The sequence below is a fragment of the Pseudomonas sp. 05N36 genome (genome assembly GCF_056397385.1).
The window spans coordinates 349,231-367,026 of record NZ_JBFTNH010000005.1; the positions used below are offsets into that span (position 1 = coordinate 349,231).

Sequence of the window (17,796 nt, forward strand, 5' to 3'; positions counted from 1 at the left end):
CATTCACGGAGCATTGCCAAATGCCGTGCCATACTCCGGATCCTGCCCATTCGCGGAAACTCCGATTTGCGCTCCAGACAAGCCCTGCTTTTTCTGCCGCTCGTCTCGCTACTGAGCGGCTGCACCTCTCTCGCCGTGCATCACAAACCGAGCCAGACGCTGCCAGCCGCGGACTCTGCGTTCGGGCGCTCGATCCAGTCACAGGCTGCGGCGTATCAAGGCCGTTCCGGCTTCCGCCTGCTGCCCAACAGCAGTGAAGCCTTCATGGCGCGTGCCGAGCTGATTCGCAATGCGCAAAGCAGCCTCGACTTGCAGTACTACATCGTCCACGACGGTGTCAGCACACGATTGCTGGCGGCGGAGCTGCTCAAGGCTGCCGACCGCGGCGTGCGCATACGCATTCTGCTCGATGACACCACCAGCGATGGCCTGGACCAGATCATCGCCACCCTTGCTGCGCATCCGCAGATTCATATTCGCCTGTTCAACCCGCTGCACCTGGGCCGCAGCACCGGGCTGACCCGTACCATGGGGCGGCTGTTCAACCTGTCACTTCAGCATCGGCGCATGCACAACAAGCTGTGGCTGGCGGACAACAGCGCAGCCATCGTCGGCGGCCGTAACCTGGGCGACGAGTACTTCGATGCCGAGCCCGACCTGAATTTCACCGACATCGACATGCTCGGCATCGGCCCGGTAGCCGAGCAGCTCGGGCACAGTTTCGACCAGTACTGGAACAGCGCCCTGAGCAAACCGATCGATGAGTTTATCTCGAGCAAACCCACGGCAAAGGATCTGGCCAACACCCGACTGCGGCTGAAAGAGTCGCTGGAGGGCACCCGCCAACAGAACCATGCGCTGTACCAGCAACTGAAGATTTACCAGACCCATCCACACCTGGATATCTGGCGGCGTGAATTGATCTGGGCCTGGAACCAGGCATTGTGGGACGCACCCAGCAAGGTGCTGGCCAAGGACGAGCCGGATCCGCAACTGCTGCTGACCACCCAACTGGCGCCCGAACTACAAGGCGTCAGTAACGAGCTGATCATGATCTCGGCCTATTTCGTCCCAGGCCAGACAGGGCTGGTCTACCTGACGGGACGCGCGGATGCCGGGGTTTCAGTCAGTTTGCTGACCAACTCCCTGGACGCCACCGACGTGCCGGCCGTACACGGTGGCTACGCGCCTTACCGCAAGGCGTTGCTGGAACATGGCGTGAAGCTGTTCGAGTTGCGCCGTCAACCCGGCGAGCATGGAGGTAGTGGCCCGCACCTGTTCCACGGTGCCACCTCCCGCAGCTCCGATTCCAGCCTGCACAGCAAGGCGATGATCTTTGACCGGCAAAAGGCGTTCATCGGCTCATTCAATTTCGATCCGCGCTCGGTGCTCTGGAACACTGAAGTCGGGGTGCTGGTGGACAGCCCGGAACTCGCCGGACAGGTTCGTGAACTGGCCCAGCGAGGCATGTCTGCGGCCCTGAGTTATGAGGCTCGACTGGAGAATGGCCAGGTGGTGTGGGCCACTGAAGACGACGGCCAGCCACACACCCTGACCCGAGAACCGGGGAGCTGGTGGCGACATTTCAACGCCTGGCTCAGCAAATCGGTGGGACTGGAGCGGATGCTCTAAAAACTGCATACCCCTGCGCCATCACATCGTCCGTAGCAGCTGCCGAACGCAGGCTGCGCCAGCTGCTACACATTACGCTGGTTGTACCGTGCCAAACGCCCCTTGGCGCAGCAACAGGATCACCAGCCCAAACGCCCCCGCCGCCATCAGCAACGGCAAGGCGTGCCCACTGATCCATTGACTGCCGGCACCAGCCGCCAATGGGCCGATCAGACAACCGATACCCCACAATTGCGCAATGTGAGCGTTGGCTCGCACCAGCGCATCGTCGCGGTAGCGTTCGCCGATCAGAATCAGCGACAAGGTAAACAAACCGCCGGCACTGGCGCCAAACAGCACCCACAACGGCCAGATCAGCGTGGTCTCGATCAACAGTGGAATCGCCAGGCTCGAGAGCATCAGGATGACTGCACAACCGGCAAACAACGTACGCCGCGACAGCCGATCCGCCAGCGCACCAATCGGCAATTGCAACAAGGCATCGCCGACCACCACGGTGCTGACCATCGCCAGGGCGATTTCAGCGCTGAAGCCCTGGCGCAGGCAATACACCGGCAGCAAGGTCAGGATCATCGCCTCGAACGCAGCAAACAGCGACACCGCCCAGGCAATCGCCGGCAGGCCCCGACAAAAGCTCAGCAAGTCACTGAACGTCACGCTGCAGGCTTCGCTACTCGGCGCGCCGCTACGTCCCAACAGCAACAGCGGCGACGTCACCAGCAAGCCAACACCGACCCAGAAACCGAAATCGTTGTCGGTGCCCAACGCACCCAGCAGCAACGGACCGGACAGTTGGCTCAGGGCATAACTGCTGCCATACAGCGCCACCAGTCGCCCGCGCCATTGTTCGACCACCAACTGGTTGATCCAGCTCTCGCCGAGGATGAACACGAGGGTCAGGACCACCCCGATCATCAAACGCAGCACCAGCCAGACCGGATAACTGGGCAACAGCGCCAGCAAACCGATGGAAAACGCCCCGGCCCACAGGCACAGGCGCATCAGATTAACCGTGCCGAAACGTGCCGCCAAATGGCTGGAGACCTTGGCCCCCAGCAGCACACCAATCGCCGGCATCGCCGCCATGACACCGATTGCAAACGAGCCGTAACCCCAGCTTTCCAGGCGCAACGACACCAACGGCATGCTGACGCCCAGGGCCAGGCCGACACTCAGGACAGAGGCCAACACGGCGAAATAAGTCGCCCAACGCATGTTCCACGCTCCTGTGGATATTTTTATGTACAGCGCAAAGCACTGTGGGAGCGAGCCTGCTCGCGATGACGGCGCAACATTCAACATTGACGTCGACTGTCATACCGCTATCGCGAGCAGGCTCGCTCCCACAGGGGATCTGCGTCGTTCAGGGAGCCTGATTCAGAACAGGCTCCCTGAATGGTTTACAACTTGATCCAGGTCGCCTTCAGCTCGGTGTACTTGTCGAACGCGTGCAGCGACTTGTCACGACCGTTGCCCGACTGTTTGAAACCACCAAACGGCGCGGTCATGTCGCCACCATCGTACTGGTTGACCCACACGCTGCCGGCACGCAGGGCCTTGGCGGTCAGGTGGCCCTTGGAGATATCCGAGGTCCAGACAGCAGCGGCCAAACCATACGGCGTGTCGTTGGCGATCCGGATCGCTTCATCGACGCTGTCGAAGGTGATGACCGACAGCACCGGGCCAAAGATCTCTTCCTGAGCGATCTTCATGGCGTTGCTCACGCCATCAAAGATCGTCGGCTCAACGTAGGTGCCACCGGTTTCCTGGAGGATCCGCTTGCCACCCGCCACCAGTTTCGCGCCGTCGGTGTGACCGGATTCGATGTAGGACAGCACGGTGTTCATCTGTTGCGTGTCGACCAGTGCGCCGACGTTGGTCGCCGGATCCAGCGGGTTGCCCGGCTTCCAGGCCTTCAGGGCCTCGATCACCAGCGGCAGGAATTTATCCTTGATCGAACGCTCGACCAGCAGACGGGAACCTGCGGTGCAGACTTCGCCCTGGTTGAACGCGATGGCACTGGCAGCGGACTCGGCCGCCGCTTGCAGGTCCGGCGCATCGGCAAACACGATGTTCGGGCTCTTGCCACCCGCCTCCAGCCAGACGCGCTTCATGTTCGATTCGCCGGAATAAATCATCAGTTGCTTGGCGATTTTGGTCGAACCGGTGAACACCAGCGTGTCGACGTCCATGTGCAAGGCCAGCGCCTTGCCGACGGTGTGACCGTAGCCTGGCAGCACGTTCAGCACGCCTTTCGGGATACCGGCTTCAACGGCCAGCGCCGCGATGCGGATAGCGGTCAACGGGGATTTTTCGGATGGCTTGAGGATCACCGAGTTACCGGTGGACAGCGCCGGGCCGAGTTTCCAGCAGGCCATCATCAGCGGGAAGTTCCACGGCACGATGGCACCCACCACACCCACCGGCTCACGGGTCACCAGACCCAGTTGGTCGTGCGGGGTAGCGGCCACTTCGTCGTAGATCTTGTCGATGGCTTCACCGCTCCAGCTCAGCGCTTGCGCCGCGCCCGGAACGTCGATGTACAGGGAATCGCTGATCGGCTTGCCCATGTCCAGGGTTTCAAGCAGCGCCAGCTCATCGGCGTGCTGCTTGAGCAGGCCGGCGAAACGAATCATGGTGGCCTTGCGCTTGGCTGGTGCCAGACGCGACCAGACACCCGAGTTGAACGTGCTGCGGGCGTTTTCTACGGCGCGCTGGGCGTCGGCGGCATCACAGCTGGCGATCTTGCCCAGCAGACGGCCATCGACAGGGCTGATGCAGTCGAATGTCTCGCCGGAGACCGCTGCGGTGTATTCGCCATTGATGTAGGCACGGCCTTCGATCTTCAGGTCGCGGGCGCGTTGTTCCCAGTCGGCACGAGTCAGGGTAGTCATACGAGAGTCCTCCTCTTATTGAATACGAGCGCCACGCGATCTACGCAGGCACCTACAGGAATTCTGCCCGGCCAGTTTTCAATTCGGCCCAAGGCAACTGCCACCCTAAACCAGCGACCCCTCACGTTTCAATATATTTGACATATGGCCGGTAAACGGCCTTGCGATGTTCATTTTAATAAACATAGACTTTGATTTTCAGGCAATCACGGGGGATTACAAGAATGAGCATCCAGGACATTGTCGACTTCAGCCAGGCCACCACACCCGCCGAGCGCTACCGCCCGGACGCCACAAAAGTACTCAAGGGCGATCCCGAGCAAGCTGTCTACAACCACTACAGCAGCCCGTGCGGTCAGTTGAACGCGGGCGTCTGGGAAGGTGAAGTCGGGCAATGGACGGTGAACTTCACCGAACACGAATACTGCGAAATCGTACAGGGGGTTTCGGTGCTGCGTGACCACGACGGCAATGCCAAGACCCTGCGGGCGGGCGATCGTTTTGTCATTCCGGCCGGCTTCCGCGGCACCTGGGAAGTGCTGGAACCGTGCCGCAAGATCTATGTGGCGTTTGAACAGAAGGCCTGAGGCTTTTCTGACCCCAACAAAAAAGGCCCGTATCTTGCGATATGGGCCTTTTTCTCAGGAGGAAAAATCAATTACTTGATTTTGCCTTCTTTGTAGATCACGTGCTTGCGAACAACCGGATCAAATTTCTTGATCTCGATTTTGTCCGGAGTAGTGCGCTTGTTCTTGTCGGTAGTGTAGAAGTGACCAGTACCAGCGCTCGAAATCAAACGAATCAATTCACGCATGATTAGCTCCCTTAGATCTTGCCAGCTTTGCGGATTTCGGCCAGCACGGCAGTAATGCCACGCTTGTCGATGATACGCATGCCTTTGGCAGATACGCGCAGACGCACGAAACGTTTCTCTTCTTCAACCCAGAAGCGGTGATGCTGCAGGTTCGGCAGGAAACGACGACGGGTTTTGTTGTTTGCGTGGGAAATGTTATTCCCAGTCACCGGACCCTTACCGGTAACTTGACAGACTCTCGACATGCCTCAGCCCTCTAAAACCACATGCCCAACCCGGCATGGGTTGGCCGCTTAATCTCTCAGTCATTTGGCGCCAGGCGCCGCGTTTCTTTAAGGGTCTTACCGGCTACACCTACAGTGAAGGAACCGGGCCCCTAGAAAAGAGCGCTGCTTTATACCAGAAAGACTAGAGAGCAACAACAATCGGTGTGCATTGAATTAACAAAACCCCTATTTTTCGGGCTCCGAGCGCCTTGGACAAAGGCTGTCGTCGATGGCGACCGCTCGTCGCAGAAAGTCGGCCAACAGACCAATCCAGGGTTTTCCTCGGGCAGTACTCACCGAAAACAATCGCACATACTCCCCTTAAAATGAAAAAGGGGATAGTCATTTGTAAAAGAGCCCACTAGGGTAAGCCTTTTCCAGACTGCACTCGCAGATGGGCCTTCGATCTGCACAGGAATTCACACATGCGCCTCGCTGCCCTACCGTTGTTGCTCGCCCCACTCTTGCTGAGCCCATTGGCCCAGGCTGCCGCTTTAAGCGTCTGCACCGAGGCCAGCCCGGAAGGGTTCGATGTCGTTCAATACAACTCGCTGACCACCACCAACGCTTCGGCCGACGTGCTGATGAACCGCCTGGTGGACTTCGACACCGCCAGTGGCAAAGTCGTCCCCAGCCTGGCTGACAGCTGGGAAGTGTCGACCGACGGCCTGACCTATATCTTCAAGCTGCATCCACAGGTGAAGTTCCACCACACCGAGTACTTCACCCCGACCCGCGATCTGAACGCCGAAGACGTGAAGTTCAGCTTCGAGCGCATGCTCGACCCGGCCCACCCTTGGCACAAAGTCGCCCAAAGTGGCTTCCCTCACGCTCAATCGATGCAATTGCCTGCGCTGATCAAGAAAATCGACGCGCAGGACCCGCTGACCGTGCGCTTTACCCTGGACCACCCCGACTCGACCTTCCTTGTCACCCTGAGCATGGGGTTTGCCTCGATCTACTCGGCTGAGTATGCCGACCAGCTGCTCAAGGCCGGCACGCCCGAGAAACTCAACAGCCAGCCAATTGGCAGCGGCCCGTTCATCTTCGGGCGCTTCCAGAAAGATGCGTCGATTCGCTACAAGGCCAACCGCGACTACTTTGCCGGCAAACCGGCCGTGGACAGCCTGGTGTTCGCCATCACCCCGGACGCCAACGTGCGCTTGCAAAAACTGCGGCGCAACGAGTGCCAGATCGCCCTGTCGCCCAAACCGCTGGACGTGCAGGCCGCCGCCCAGGACCCGGCCCTGAAGATCGAGAGCACGCCGGCGTTCATGACCGCGTTCGTGGCCATCAACAGTCAGCATCCGCCGCTGGATAAACCCGAAGTCCGCCAGGCGATCAACCTCGCCTTCGACAAGGCCAACTACCTCAAGGCCGTTTTCGAAGACACCGCGCAGGCTGCCAACGGTCCGTACCCGCCCAACACCTGGAGCTACGCCAAGGACTTGCCGGGCTATCCGAAAGACATCGCCAAGGCGCGTGCGCTGCTGGCCAAGGTCGGGCTCAAGGAGGGGTTTAAAACCACGATCTGGACCCGTCCTTCCGGCAGCCTGCTCAACCCGAACCCAAGCCTTGGCGCCCAGTTGCTGCAGGCGGACCTGGCCGAAGTCGGGATTCAGGCAGAAATCCGGGTGATTGAATGGGGCGAGCTGATTCGCCGCGCCAAGGCCGGCGAACACGACCTGCTGTTCATGGGCTGGTCCGGCGACAACGGTGACCCGGATAACTTCCTCACGCCACAGTTCTCCTGCGCGGCGGTCCAGTCCGGGACCAACTTCGCCCGCTACTGCGACCCGGGCCTGGACAAAGTTATCAGCGCCGGCAAGACCACCACCGAACAAGGCGTGCGCAGCAAGCTTTACGAACAGGCCCAGGCGCAGATCCAGCAACAGGCGCTGTGGCTGCCACTGGCACACCCGACCGCCTACGCGTTGACGCGCAAGGACGTTCAGGGCTACCAGGTCAGCCCGTTCGGCCGTCAGGATTACTCGAAAGTCAGCCTCAAGTAAAAGCGTCACCGCAAAACCTGTGGGAGCGAGCCTGCTCGCGAAAGCGTCACTTCGATCACTGAATAGGTCGACTGACACGACGCCTTCGCGAGCAGGCTCGCTCCCACATGGATTTACCTGGCTGCGCTACCCCGCTCACATCCACCCGTACTCGGCCATCGACAGCGGATCGCCATCGCCGACGATGAAATGGTCGAGTACCCGCACATCGATCAGGTCCAGCGCCTCTTGCAGGCGCCTGGTCAGCGCTCGATCCGCCTGACTCGGCTCGGCGCTGCCTGACGGATGGTTGTGGCACAGGATCAACGCCGCGGCGTTGTGCGCCAGTGCACGCTTGACCACCTGACGCGGGTAGACGCTGGCACTGTCGATCGAACCGCGAAACAGTATCTCGAACGCCAGCACCCGATGCCGGGAGTCCAGGAACAGACAGCCAAACACCTCATGCGGCTCATGGCGCAACATCGCCTTCAGGTAATTGCGCACCTCGATCGGGCTCTTGAGCACCGAGTCGCGACGCAAGCGTTCCGCCAAATGCCGTCGCGCCATCTCCAGCACTGCCTGCAACTGGGCAAACTTTGCCGGCCCCAGCCCAAGCTGACTGCCGAACGTCTGCTGATCGGCCTCCAGTAACGTGCGCAGGCTGCCAAATTGATGCAACAGGTGTCGCGCCAGATCGACTGCGCTTTTGCCGGTCACCCCGGTGCGTAGAAAGATCGCCAGTAACTCGGCGTCCGAAAGGCTCGCCGAACCCTGCTCCAGAAGCTTCTCCCGCGGGCGCTCTGCCGCCGGCCAATCGCGAATGCTCATAGCACCTCCATGTGTGTGTGGGCGCCGCTGTTCCGTTGCGGTCGCTGTGATATCGTAGTCCATCTTTTTTGCGGGCGATTTCACCCTGGGGAGGGGTTTCGCCACGTAGTCATCAATGAATTGAAAGGCAGGCCTATGCAGCGGCTGTATCGGAAACGCATCGTTCTCGGCGTCGGCGGCGGCATTGCCGCCTACAAGAGCGCCGAGCTGGTTCGCCGACTCATCGACCAGGGCGCCGAAGTGCGCGTGGTCATGACCCGTGGCGGCAGCGAGTTCATCACCCCGCTGACCATGCAGGCACTCTCCGGGCACCCGGTCCACCTGGACCTGCTGGACCCGGCGGCCGAAGCTGCGATGGGCCACATCGAGCTGGCCAAATGGGCCGACCTGGTGCTGATCGCGCCAGCCACCGCCGACCTGATCGCGCGCCTGGCCCAAGGCATCGCCAATGACCTGCTGACCACCCTGGTACTGGCCACCGACGCCACCGTCGCACTGGCCCCGGCGATGAACCAGGCCATGTGGCGCGACCCGGCCACCCAGGCCAACACCCAATTGCTCGAAAGCCGTGGCTTCAAGGTCTTCGGCCCGGCGTCCGGTAGCCAGGCCTGCGGCGACGTCGGCATGGGCCGCATGCTCGAAGCCGACGATCTGGCGCAATGCGCCGCCGACTGCTTCCAGCGTCAGGCGCTGACCGGCAAACACGTGCTGATCACGGCCGGCCCGACCCAGGAAAACATCGACCCGGTGCGCTACATCACCAATCACAGCTCCGGGAAAATGGGCTTTGCACTGGCCGAAGCCGCGGTTGAAGCCGGCGCCCGGGTGACCCTGATCACCGGCCCCGTGCACCTGCCGACCCCGGATCGCGTCACCCGGATCGACGTGGTCAGCGCCCGCGACATGCTCGCCGCCTGTGAAGCCGCGATCCCTTGCGACCTGTTCATCGCGTCTGCTGCGGTCGCGGACTATCGCCCGGAAGTCGTCGCCCCACAAAAACTCAAGAAAGACCCTACGAACGGCGACGGCTTGTTGCTACAAATGGTCCGCAACCCAGACATTCTGGCGACCATAGCCACGCGCCCCGACCGTCCGTTCAGTGTCGGTTTCGCCGCCGAAACCGAACACCTGCTCGACTACGCTGCCCGCAAGCTGAAAGACAAAAACCTCGACCTGATCGTCGCCAACGACGTGGCCAACCCGAGCATTGGCTTCAACAGCGAGGAAAACGCTTGCAGCGTGATCGACCGGGAGTTGCACGCAACACTCTTCGCCCAGACCAGCAAGGGCAAAATCGCCCGCCAGCTGATCACTTTTATCGCCGAACGTCTGAACCAGGTTTAACTCGCATGCACGCTTTACAAGCCAAGATCCTCGACCCACGCATTGGCCGCGAATTCCCGCTGCCGCAGTACGCCACGCCAGGCTCCGCCGGCCTCGACCTGCGGGCGATGCTGGAACAGGACACGGTCATCAAGCCGGGTGAAACCCTGCTGATCCCGACCGGCCTGTCGGTGTACATCGGCGATCCGGGCCTCGCCGCACTGATCCTGCCGCGCTCGGGCCTGGGCCATAAGCACGGCATCGTGCTAGGCAACTTGGTCGGCCTGATCGACTCCGATTACCAGGGCCCGCTAATGGTCTCCTGCTGGAACCGCGGCCAGACCGACTTCAACATCGTGGTCGGCGAACGTCTTGCCCAACTGGTGCTGGTGCCGGTGGTTCAGGCGCACTTCGAAATGGTGGAAGAGTTCGTCGAGACCCAGCGCGGCACCGGTGGCTTCGGTCATTCCGGCAGCCACTGATACAACAAAGCCCCATGTGGCGAGGGAGCTTGCTCCCGCTGGGCTGCGCAGCAGACCCAAAAATTTTGTGGGCGCTACGCACCCAAGCGGGAGCAAGCTCCCTCGCCACAATGTTTATGCTGTCTCACCTGTAAGGTTCACCGCGAAAATCAAGGCATGCGCCGGCTTTCATGAGTGTCATGGCCCTTTCGCACCACGAACTCTCTGCGGAAAACGCCGTCATAACTTCCAGTTTGAGCTTGCCGACGAATGATTCGCAGGCAGGTCCAGCCACTTTCGAGATGGAGCATTTCCACAGATGAGCACCCCAACCCGCGTCGCCCCCAAGTTCCCCGACAGCATTTTCCGCGCCTACGATATCCGTGGCACCGTTCCGGAATTTCTGAACGCTGAAACGGCTTACTGGCTCGGTCGCGCCATCGGTGCCCAAAGTCTGGCCCAGGGTGAGCCGAATGTTTCCGTCGGCCGCGATGGCCGCCTTTCCGGCCCGGAACTGGTGGAACAACTGATCCAGGGCCTGTACGACAGCGGCTGCCACGTCAGCGACGTCGGCCTGGTGCCAACCCCGGCGCTCTATTACGCGGCCAACGTGCTGGCCGGCAAGTCTGGCGTAATGCTCACCGGCAGCCACAACCCGTCGAACTACAACGGCTTCAAAATCGTCATCGCTGGCGACACCCTGGCCAACGAACAGATCCAGGCCCTGCATGACCGCCTGAAAACCAACAACCTGAGCAGCGGCAAGGGCAGCATCACCAAAGTCGAGATCCTCGACCGCTACACCACCGAAATCGTCCAGGACATCAAACTCGCCCGACGCCTGAAAGTCGTGGTCGACTGCGGCAACGGTGCCGCCGGCGTTATCGCGCCTCAGTTGATCGAAGCGCTGAACTGCGAAGTCATCCCGCTGTTCTGCGACGTCGATGGCAACTTCCCGAATCACCACCCGGACCCGGGCAAGCCTGAAAACCTGGTGGACCTGATCGCCAAGGTCAAGGAAACCAAGGCCGACCTGGGCCTGGCCTTCGACGGTGACGGCGACCGCGTCGGCGTGGTGACCAATACCGGCGACATCGTTTTCCCGGACCGTCTGCTGATGCTGTTCGCCAAGGATGTGGTTGCACGCAACCCGGACGCCGAGATCATCTTCGACGTCAAATGCACCCGCCGCCTGACCCCGCTGATCAAGGAATACGGTGGCCGTCCGCTGATGTGGAAAACCGGTCATTCGCTGATCAAGAAGAAGATGAAACAAACCGGCGCCCTGCTCGCAGGCGAAATGAGCGGGCACATCTTCTTCAAGGAGCGCTGGTTCGGTTTCGACGACGGTATTTACAGCGCCGCGCGGCTGCTGGAGATCCTCAGCAAGGAAAAATCCACTGCGCAAGAGTTGTTCGAGACCTTCCCGAACGATATTTCTACGCCAGAAATCAATATCCATGTGACCGAAGAGAGCAAATTCAGCATCATTGATGCACTGCACGACGCCCGTTGGGGTGAAGGCGCCGAATTGACCACCATCGACGGTGTGCGAGTCGACTACGCCAAAGGCTGGGGCCTGGTTCGCGCGTCCAACACCACACCGGTGCTGGTCCTGCGTTTCGAGGCCGATAACGACGCCGAACTGCAGCGCATCAAGGATGTGTTCCACACCCAACTGAAACGTGTTGCACCTGACCTCCAACTACCATTTTGATTTTTTGAAGCGCCTTTATTGAAGTGCCGGAGCCCCGAATGACCATCGAACGCGAAGCCGCCGCCAACACCGCCAAGGTCCTGTCCGAAGCGCTGCCTTACATTCGCCGCTATGTCGGCAAGACCCTGGTGATCAAATACGGCGGCAACGCGATGGAAAGCGAGGAGCTGAAAACCGGCTTCGCCCGCGACATCGTGCTGATGAAGGCCGTGGGCATCAACCCGGTGGTGGTTCACGGCGGCGGTCCGCAAATCGGCGATTTGCTCAAGCGCCTGTCGATCGAGAGCCACTTCATCGATGGCATGCGCGTCACCGACGCCCAGACCATGGACGTGGTGGAAATGGTCCTCGGTGGCCAGGTGAACAAGGACATCGTCAATCTGATCAACCGTCATGGCGGCAGCGCCATCGGCCTGACCGGTAAAGACGCCGAGCTGATTCGTGCGAAGAAGCTCACCGTGACCCGTCAGACACCGGAGATGACCCAGCCGGAAATCATCGACATCGGCCAGGTGGGCGAAGTAGTCGGCATCAACACCGACCTGCTGAACCTGCTGGTCAAAGGCGACTTCATCCCGGTGATCGCACCCATCGGTGTCGGCGCCAACGGCGAGTCGTACAACATCAACGCCGACCTGGTGGCCGGCAAGGTCGCTGAAGCACTGAAAGCTGAAAAGCTGATGCTGCTGACCAACATCGCCGGCCTGATGGACAAGTCCGGCAAGGTCCTGACCGGCCTGAGCACCCAGCAGGTCGACGAGCTGATCGCCGACGGCACCATCTACGGCGGCATGCTGCCGAAGATCCGTTGCGCGCTGGAGGCCGTACAGGGCGGCGTCGGCAGCTCGCTGATCATCGATGGCCGGGTGCCGAATGCAATTCTGCTGGAAATCTTCACCGACACCGGTGTGGGCACCTTGATCAGCAATCGCAAGCGTCCGTAAGCAATACACATAAAAAGACCCCGCTCAGACTGACTGAGCGGGGTCTTTTTTTGCCTGCGATCTCAATAGGAGATCATTTTGTGGCGAGGGAGCTTGCTCCCGCTTGAGTGCGCAGCGCTCACAAAATCCTTGGGCCTGCTACGCAGCCCAGCGGGAGCAAGCTCCCTCGCCACACAAGCTCGCCAGGGTTGTGGTCAGACGCCGAACTGCGCGCGGTAGGCTTCAACCGCAGGCAAATGCTGCTTGAGCTGCGGATCGTCGGCGAGGAATTCCAGCACCTGATTCAGCGAAACGATGCTGATCACCGGGATACCGAAGTCACGTTCCACTTCCTGGATTGCCGACAATTCACCGTTGCCGCGCTCCTGACGGTTCAGCGCGATCAACACGCCGGCTGCCTTGGCGCCTTCCTGGGAAGCGATGATCTGCATCACTTCACGGATTGCGGTACCGGCAGTGATCACGTCGTCGATGATCAGCACGTCGCCGGTCAATGGCGCGCCGACCAGGCTGCCGCCTTCGCCGTGAGCCTTGGCTTCCTTGCGGTTGAAGCACCATGGCAGATCGCGGTCATGGTGCTCGGCCAGCGCCACGGCGGTGGTCGCCGCCAAAGGAATGCCTTTGTACGCAGGGCCAAACAGTACGTCGAACGAAATGCCGCTCTCGACGATGGCTGCCGCGTAGAAACGACCCAGCTGCGCCAGCGCAGAACCCGAGTTGAAAAGGCCGGCATTGAAGAAGTAAGGACTGGTACGCCCGGACTTCAGGGTGAACTCACCGAAGCGCAAAACGCCGCGATCGATGGCAAAACGAATGAAGTCGCGCTGATACGCTTGCATGAAAAAAACCCCAAATACCACGGATTTAGCTAATTAGGTAGACGCCGTGTATCATACACGCACGCGATTTTTGGGGCCATTTATGCGGATCATCAGTGTGAACGTCAATGGTATTCAGGCTGCAGTCGAGCGTGGTTTGCTCAGTTGGCTGCAGGCACAGAATGCCGACGTCATCTGCCTGCAGGACACCCGCGCCTCCGCCTTTGAACTGGACGATCCAGCCTTCCAACTGGATGGCTACTTCCTTTATGCCTGCGATGCCGAAGTTCCCGCCCAAGGTGGCGTGGCTTTGTACTCGCGGTTGCAACCGAAGGCTGTCATCAGCGGTCTCGGCTTTGAGACGGCCGACCGCTACGGGCGCTACCTGCAAGCCGATTTCGACAAGGTCAGCATCGCGACCTTGCTGCTCCCTTCGGGGCAGAACGGCGATGAAGACTTGAACCAGAAGTTCAAGCTAATGGACGATTTCGCCCGTTATCTGGATAAACAGCGGCGCAAACGTCGCGAGTACATTTACTGTGGCTCGCTGTACGTGGCGCAACAAAAGCTGGATATCAAGAACTGGCGCGACAGCCAGCAATCCCCGGGCTTCCTGGCGCCAGAGCGTGCCTGGATGGACGAGATTGTCGGCAATATGGGCTATGTCGATGCCCTGCGCGAAGTCAGCCGCGAAGGCGATCAGTACAGCTGGTGGCCAGACAACGAACAGGCCGAGATGCTCAACCTGGGCTGGCGTTTCGACTATCAGCTGCTGACCCCCGGCCTGCGCCGCTTTGTCCGCAGCGCTCGCTTGCCACGTCAGCCGCGGTTCTCGCAACACGCACCGCTGATCGTGGACTACGACTGGACGCTGACGATCTAAGCGTTTTTTCGCAGCCGCAAAAAAGCCGACAGAGATGTCGGCTTTTCTATGGGCGCTGATTATTCAATGTGGGAGCGAGCCTGCTCGCGATGACGGTAGACCAGACACCGAAACGATGACTGTCAGACCGCTATCGCGAGCAGGCTCGCTCCCACAAAGGCATCCTCACCGAGCATTACTTGATCGGCCGCCAGGTGAAGGGATAGCGGTAAGCCACGCCCTCATTGGCCTTGACGCCGCCAATGATGGTCAGCACCACCGCCGCGATCACCAGCAAGCCGAACAGCGGGATACCGATCAATACGAACATCAGCGGGATACAGATCGTGGCCGCCACTGCCACGGTGATCTGGAAATTCAGCGCTTCCTTGCCCTGCGCGTCGATGAACGGGTCCTGCTCGCGCTTCATCTGCCACAGGATCAGCGGCCCGATCAGGCTGCCGAACGGAAACCAGTAGCCGAGAAACGCCGACAAATGACAGAACATCGCCCACTGCCTGACTTCCTGGCTCGGTGCGGGTGCGGGTAGCTGGTCGTCATTCATGGCGCTCTCCTTATCCTGGAATGAGTTCGAATAGTCAGTCGGCCAACGCAGCGTTCTGCAGATCGAAAATATCGTTCATGCCTTTTTTCGCCAGCTCCAGCATCGCGTTCAGCTCTTCAGGCTGGAACGGCGCGCCTTCAGCGGTGCCCTGCACTTCAATGAAACCACCGGTGCTGGTCATCACCACGTTCAGGTCGGTCTCGGCAGCCGAGTCTTCCAGGTAGTCCAGATCCAGCACTGGCTCGCCCTGGTACATGCCTACCGACACAGCAGCAATCATCTGCTTGAGCGGGTCACCACCTTTCAGGCCGCCGCGCTTCTTGATCACTTTCAAGGCGTCGACCAGCGCAACCATGGCACCGGTGATCGAGGCAGTACGCGTACCGCCGTCGGCCTGGATCACGTCGCAGTCGACGTACAGGGTCACGTCGCCCAGCTTGGACATGTCCAGTGCAGCGCGCAGGGAACGGCCGATCAGACGCTGGATCTCCAGCGTACGGCCGCCTTGCTTGCCGCGGCTCGCTTCACGCTGGTTACGCTCGCCAGTGGCGCGCGGCAGCATGCCGTATTCGGCGGTCAGCCAGCCCTGGCCCTGCCCCTTGAGGAAGCGCGGCACGCCGTTTTCGACACTGACGGTGCAGATCACCTTGGTATCACCGAACTCGACCAGTACAGATCCCTCGGCGTGTTTGGTGTAGTTGCGGGTAATGCGGATCGAGCGGAGCTGATCGGCAGCGCGACCACTTGGACGTTTCATAGAGGAACACCTGTACGGAGGACGGAAATCTGCCGAGCATTATAAGGCGACCAGGCGCGCCTGGGCACTTCTAAAAAAAACGGGCGACGAGCGAGGGCTCTGAACCGGGCTCTGCGACGACCTGCAGCGCTTTGTCACACGCGCCATTTGGGAGCATCCGCCGCACTGCGCTACAATCCTGCGCCTTTGCAGCCTGTGGGCTTTAATTCATCTAACCAGGTCCGTTGAGCCCGCAGGGTTCGGCGCAGGCCTGAATCGCGAGGTACCTCCATGGTGCACAGCATGACCGCCTTCGCCCGCGTCGAAAAAGCCGGCAGCCAGGGCACCCTGAGCTGGGAGCTGCGTTCGGTCAACAGCCGTTACCTGGAACCGCACCTGCGCCTGCCAGAGTCCTTTCGCGACCTCGAAGGCAACGTGCGCGAAGCACTGCGTCAGGGCCTGTCGCGCGGCAAGCTCGAATGCACGCTGCGCTTCACCGAAGAAACCACCGGCAAACCGCTGCAAGTCGACCGCGAACGCGCCGCGCAACTGGTTGCCGCCGCCGAGACCGTCGCCAGCCTGATCAAGAACCCTTCAGCCCTCAACCCGCTGGAAGTGCTGGCCTGGCCTGGCGTGCTGGTTGCCGACGCAAGCGACCCGCAAGCGCTCAACGCCGAGGCGCTGGCCCTGTTCAATGAAGGCCTCAAGGAACTCAAGGCTGGCCGCGAGCGCGAAGGTGCGGAGCTGGCCCGACTGATCAACGAACGCCTGACGTCGATTGAAGAAGACGTGGTGACCCTGCGCGAACTGGTTCCGCAGATGCTCGCCACCCAGCGCCAGAAAGTGCTCGACCGCTTTGCCGACATGAAGGCCGAACTCGACCCGCAGCGCCTGGAACAGGAAATGGTCATGCTCGCGCAAAAAAGCGACGTCGCCGAAGAACTGGACCGCCTGAGCACCCACATCATTGAAGTTCGCCGCGTGCTCAAGTCCGGCGGCGCTGCCGGCCGGCGCCTCGACTTCCTGATGCAGGAGCTCAACCGCGAAGCCAACACACTGGGCTCCAAAGCCTTCGACCCGCGCAGCACCCAGGCTGCGGTCAACCTCAAAGTGTTGATCGAGCAGATGCGCGAACAAGTGCAGAACATTGAGTAAGGCTACCCTGACATGACCCACAGCACTGGCACCCTGTACATCATCTCCGCCCCGTCCGGCGCTGGTAAAACCAGCCTGGTCAAGGACCTGATCAACGATCTTCCACAGATCCGTCTTTCGATCTCGCACACCACCCGCGCCATGCGCCAGGGTGAAGTGGACGGGGTGAACTACCACTTTGTCGACCGCACCCAGTTCGTGAAGATGATCGAGCACGGCGACTTCCTGGAGCGCGCCGAAGTGTTCGGCAACCTCTACGGCACTTCGCAAAGCCACCTGCAGCAGACCCTGGATGAAGGCCACGACCTGATCCTCGAAATCGACTGGCAAGGCGCCGAGCAGGTGCGCAAGTTGATGCCGCATGCGCGCTCGATCTTCATCCTGCCGCCCTCCCAGGAGGCCTTGCGCCAACGCCTGCACGGCCGCGGCCAGGACAGCCACGAGATCATTGAGGGCCGGATGCGTGAAGCGGTCAGCGAGATGAGCCACTACGTCGACTACGACTACCTGATCATCAACGATGATTTCAACCAGGCGCTGGAGGACCTGAAAGCGATTTTCCGCGCCAATCAGCTGCATCAGAAACGTCAGCAACAGCGTTTCGGTAAATTGCTTGCCGAATTGCTGGGCTGAATCAGCTCTTCCCAAAACCGCTGCAAGGGCTTTACATTGGTACTTGCAGCGCGCTGAAGGGCTTGGTTAAAAAATCAGCGCTTCCCTAATCGCTGGTGATTTTTTAAACTGTTGAGTCCGCTCGCCCAACCGGGCAGCGCGCATATTGCATTCG

17 protein-coding genes and 1 pseudogene are annotated in these 17,796 nt (G+C 60.5%); 10 read left to right on the forward strand and 8 right to left on the reverse strand.

Annotated elements, in window-relative coordinates; genetic code table 11:
- Positions 1-66 precede the first annotated feature (66 nt).
- On the forward strand, positions 67-1,632 hold the full coding sequence (locus AC1DIH_RS10025; RefSeq protein WP_477771558.1) for a phospholipase D family protein: 1,566 nt from the start codon (positions 67-69) through the stop codon (positions 1,630-1,632).
- Positions 1,633-1,704: 72 nt separating this feature from the next.
- Here AC1DIH_RS10025 and AC1DIH_RS10030 read toward each other — a convergent pair whose 3' ends face one another.
- Positions 1,705-2,847, reverse strand: coding sequence for an MFS transporter (locus tag AC1DIH_RS10030; RefSeq protein ID WP_477771559.1), 1,143 nt, complete (start codon positions 2,845-2,847; stop codon positions 1,705-1,707).
- A 185-nt stretch (positions 2,848-3,032) separates the two neighbouring features.
- Complete coding sequence (locus AC1DIH_RS10035; protein ID WP_477771560.1) at positions 3,033-4,526, reverse strand: aldehyde dehydrogenase; 1,494 nt, start codon at positions 4,524-4,526, stop codon at positions 3,033-3,035.
- 224 nt (positions 4,527-4,750) lie between these two features.
- On the opposite strand from AC1DIH_RS10035, the gene AC1DIH_RS10040 reads away from it, so the two are divergent.
- Positions 4,751-5,113 (forward strand): cupin domain-containing protein, encoded by a 363-nt coding sequence (locus AC1DIH_RS10040; protein WP_216744358.1) that lies wholly within the window; start codon positions 4,751-4,753, stop codon positions 5,111-5,113.
- 71 nt (positions 5,114-5,184) lie between these two features.
- Here the strand turns inward: AC1DIH_RS10040 and rpmG are convergent, their stop codons facing one another.
- Together rpmG and rpmB are read right to left on the reverse strand one after the other, a co-directional pair.
- Entirely contained in the window at positions 5,185-5,340 is a 156-nt protein-coding gene (gene rpmG / locus AC1DIH_RS10045) for a 50S ribosomal protein L33 (protein ID WP_007894709.1), read from the reverse strand.
- Positions 5,341-5,351: 11 nt separating this feature from the next.
- Positions 5,352-5,585, reverse strand: a complete 234-nt coding sequence (gene rpmB / locus AC1DIH_RS10050) for a 50S ribosomal protein L28 (RefSeq protein WP_034147715.1) — start codon at positions 5,583-5,585, stop codon at positions 5,352-5,354.
- 446 nt (positions 5,586-6,031) lie between these two features.
- Here rpmB and AC1DIH_RS10055 point away from each other — a divergent pair, with 446 nt between their 5' ends.
- Complete coding sequence (locus tag AC1DIH_RS10055; RefSeq protein WP_477771561.1) at positions 6,032-7,618, forward strand: ABC transporter substrate-binding protein; 1,587 nt, start codon at positions 6,032-6,034, stop codon at positions 7,616-7,618.
- Between the two features lie 135 nt (positions 7,619-7,753).
- Here AC1DIH_RS10055 and radC read toward each other — a convergent pair whose 3' ends face one another.
- A complete protein-coding gene (radC, locus tag AC1DIH_RS10060) occupies positions 7,754-8,428 on the reverse strand; it encodes a RadC family protein (protein WP_054594645.1) in 675 nt (224 codons plus the stop codon).
- Positions 8,429-8,563: 135 nt separating this feature from the next.
- Between radC and coaBC the strand changes: the two genes are divergently transcribed.
- The 4 genes and pseudogenes from coaBC to argB all read left to right on the forward strand — a co-directional run bounded on the left by coaBC (position 8,564) and on the right by argB (position 12,873).
- Complete coding sequence (coaBC, locus tag AC1DIH_RS10065) at positions 8,564-9,772, forward strand: bifunctional phosphopantothenoylcysteine decarboxylase/phosphopantothenate--cysteine ligase CoaBC (protein WP_103314725.1); 1,209 nt, start codon at positions 8,564-8,566, stop codon at positions 9,770-9,772.
- Positions 9,773-9,777: 5 nt separating this feature from the next.
- Positions 9,778-10,233: a dUTP diphosphatase gene (dut, locus tag AC1DIH_RS10070; protein ID WP_216744360.1), complete on the forward strand. Its 456-nt coding sequence runs from the start codon at positions 9,778-9,780 to the stop codon at positions 10,231-10,233.
- Between the two features lie 292 nt (positions 10,234-10,525).
- Positions 10,526-11,929 (forward strand): annotated as a pseudogene (locus AC1DIH_RS10075) (phosphomannomutase/phosphoglucomutase); the annotation flags it as partial.
- 38 nt (positions 11,930-11,967) lie between these two features.
- The gene (gene argB / locus AC1DIH_RS10080; protein ID WP_427547217.1) at positions 11,968-12,873 is read left to right on the forward strand and encodes an acetylglutamate kinase; all 906 of its coding nucleotides are present in this window, start codon (positions 11,968-11,970) and stop codon (positions 12,871-12,873) included.
- 194 nt (positions 12,874-13,067) lie between these two features.
- Here argB and pyrE read toward each other — a convergent pair whose 3' ends face one another.
- A complete protein-coding gene (gene pyrE / locus AC1DIH_RS10085; RefSeq protein ID WP_348132898.1) occupies positions 13,068-13,712 on the reverse strand; it encodes an orotate phosphoribosyltransferase in 645 nt (214 codons plus the stop codon).
- A gap of 82 nt (positions 13,713-13,794) precedes the next feature.
- Here pyrE and AC1DIH_RS10090 point away from each other — a divergent pair, with 82 nt between their 5' ends.
- The gene (locus AC1DIH_RS10090; RefSeq protein WP_003176915.1) at positions 13,795-14,574 is read left to right on the forward strand and encodes an exodeoxyribonuclease III; all 780 of its coding nucleotides are present in this window, start codon (positions 13,795-13,797) and stop codon (positions 14,572-14,574) included.
- 175 nt (positions 14,575-14,749) lie between these two features.
- Here AC1DIH_RS10090 and AC1DIH_RS10095 read toward each other — a convergent pair whose 3' ends face one another.
- Both AC1DIH_RS10095 and rph read right to left on the reverse strand, forming a co-directional pair.
- On the reverse strand, positions 14,750-15,118 hold the full coding sequence (locus AC1DIH_RS10095; protein WP_123581097.1) for a DUF4870 domain-containing protein: 369 nt from the start codon (positions 15,116-15,118) through the stop codon (positions 14,750-14,752).
- Positions 15,119-15,152: 34 nt separating this feature from the next.
- On the reverse strand, positions 15,153-15,875 hold the full coding sequence (gene rph, locus AC1DIH_RS10100) for a ribonuclease PH (RefSeq protein ID WP_054594651.1): 723 nt from the start codon (positions 15,873-15,875) through the stop codon (positions 15,153-15,155).
- Positions 15,876-16,145: 270 nt separating this feature from the next.
- On the opposite strand from rph, the gene AC1DIH_RS10105 reads away from it, so the two are divergent.
- Both AC1DIH_RS10105 and gmk read left to right on the forward strand, forming a co-directional pair.
- Positions 16,146-17,009 carry a YicC/YloC family endoribonuclease gene (locus tag AC1DIH_RS10105; RefSeq protein ID WP_427533632.1) on the forward strand — a complete coding sequence of 288 codons (864 nt, stop codon included), beginning with the start codon at positions 16,146-16,148 and terminating at the stop codon, positions 17,007-17,009.
- Positions 17,010-17,021: 12 nt separating this feature from the next.
- The gene (gene gmk / locus AC1DIH_RS10110) at positions 17,022-17,642 is read left to right on the forward strand and encodes a guanylate kinase (RefSeq protein WP_019694279.1); all 621 of its coding nucleotides are present in this window, start codon (positions 17,022-17,024) and stop codon (positions 17,640-17,642) included.
- Positions 17,643-17,796 lie beyond the last annotated feature (154 nt).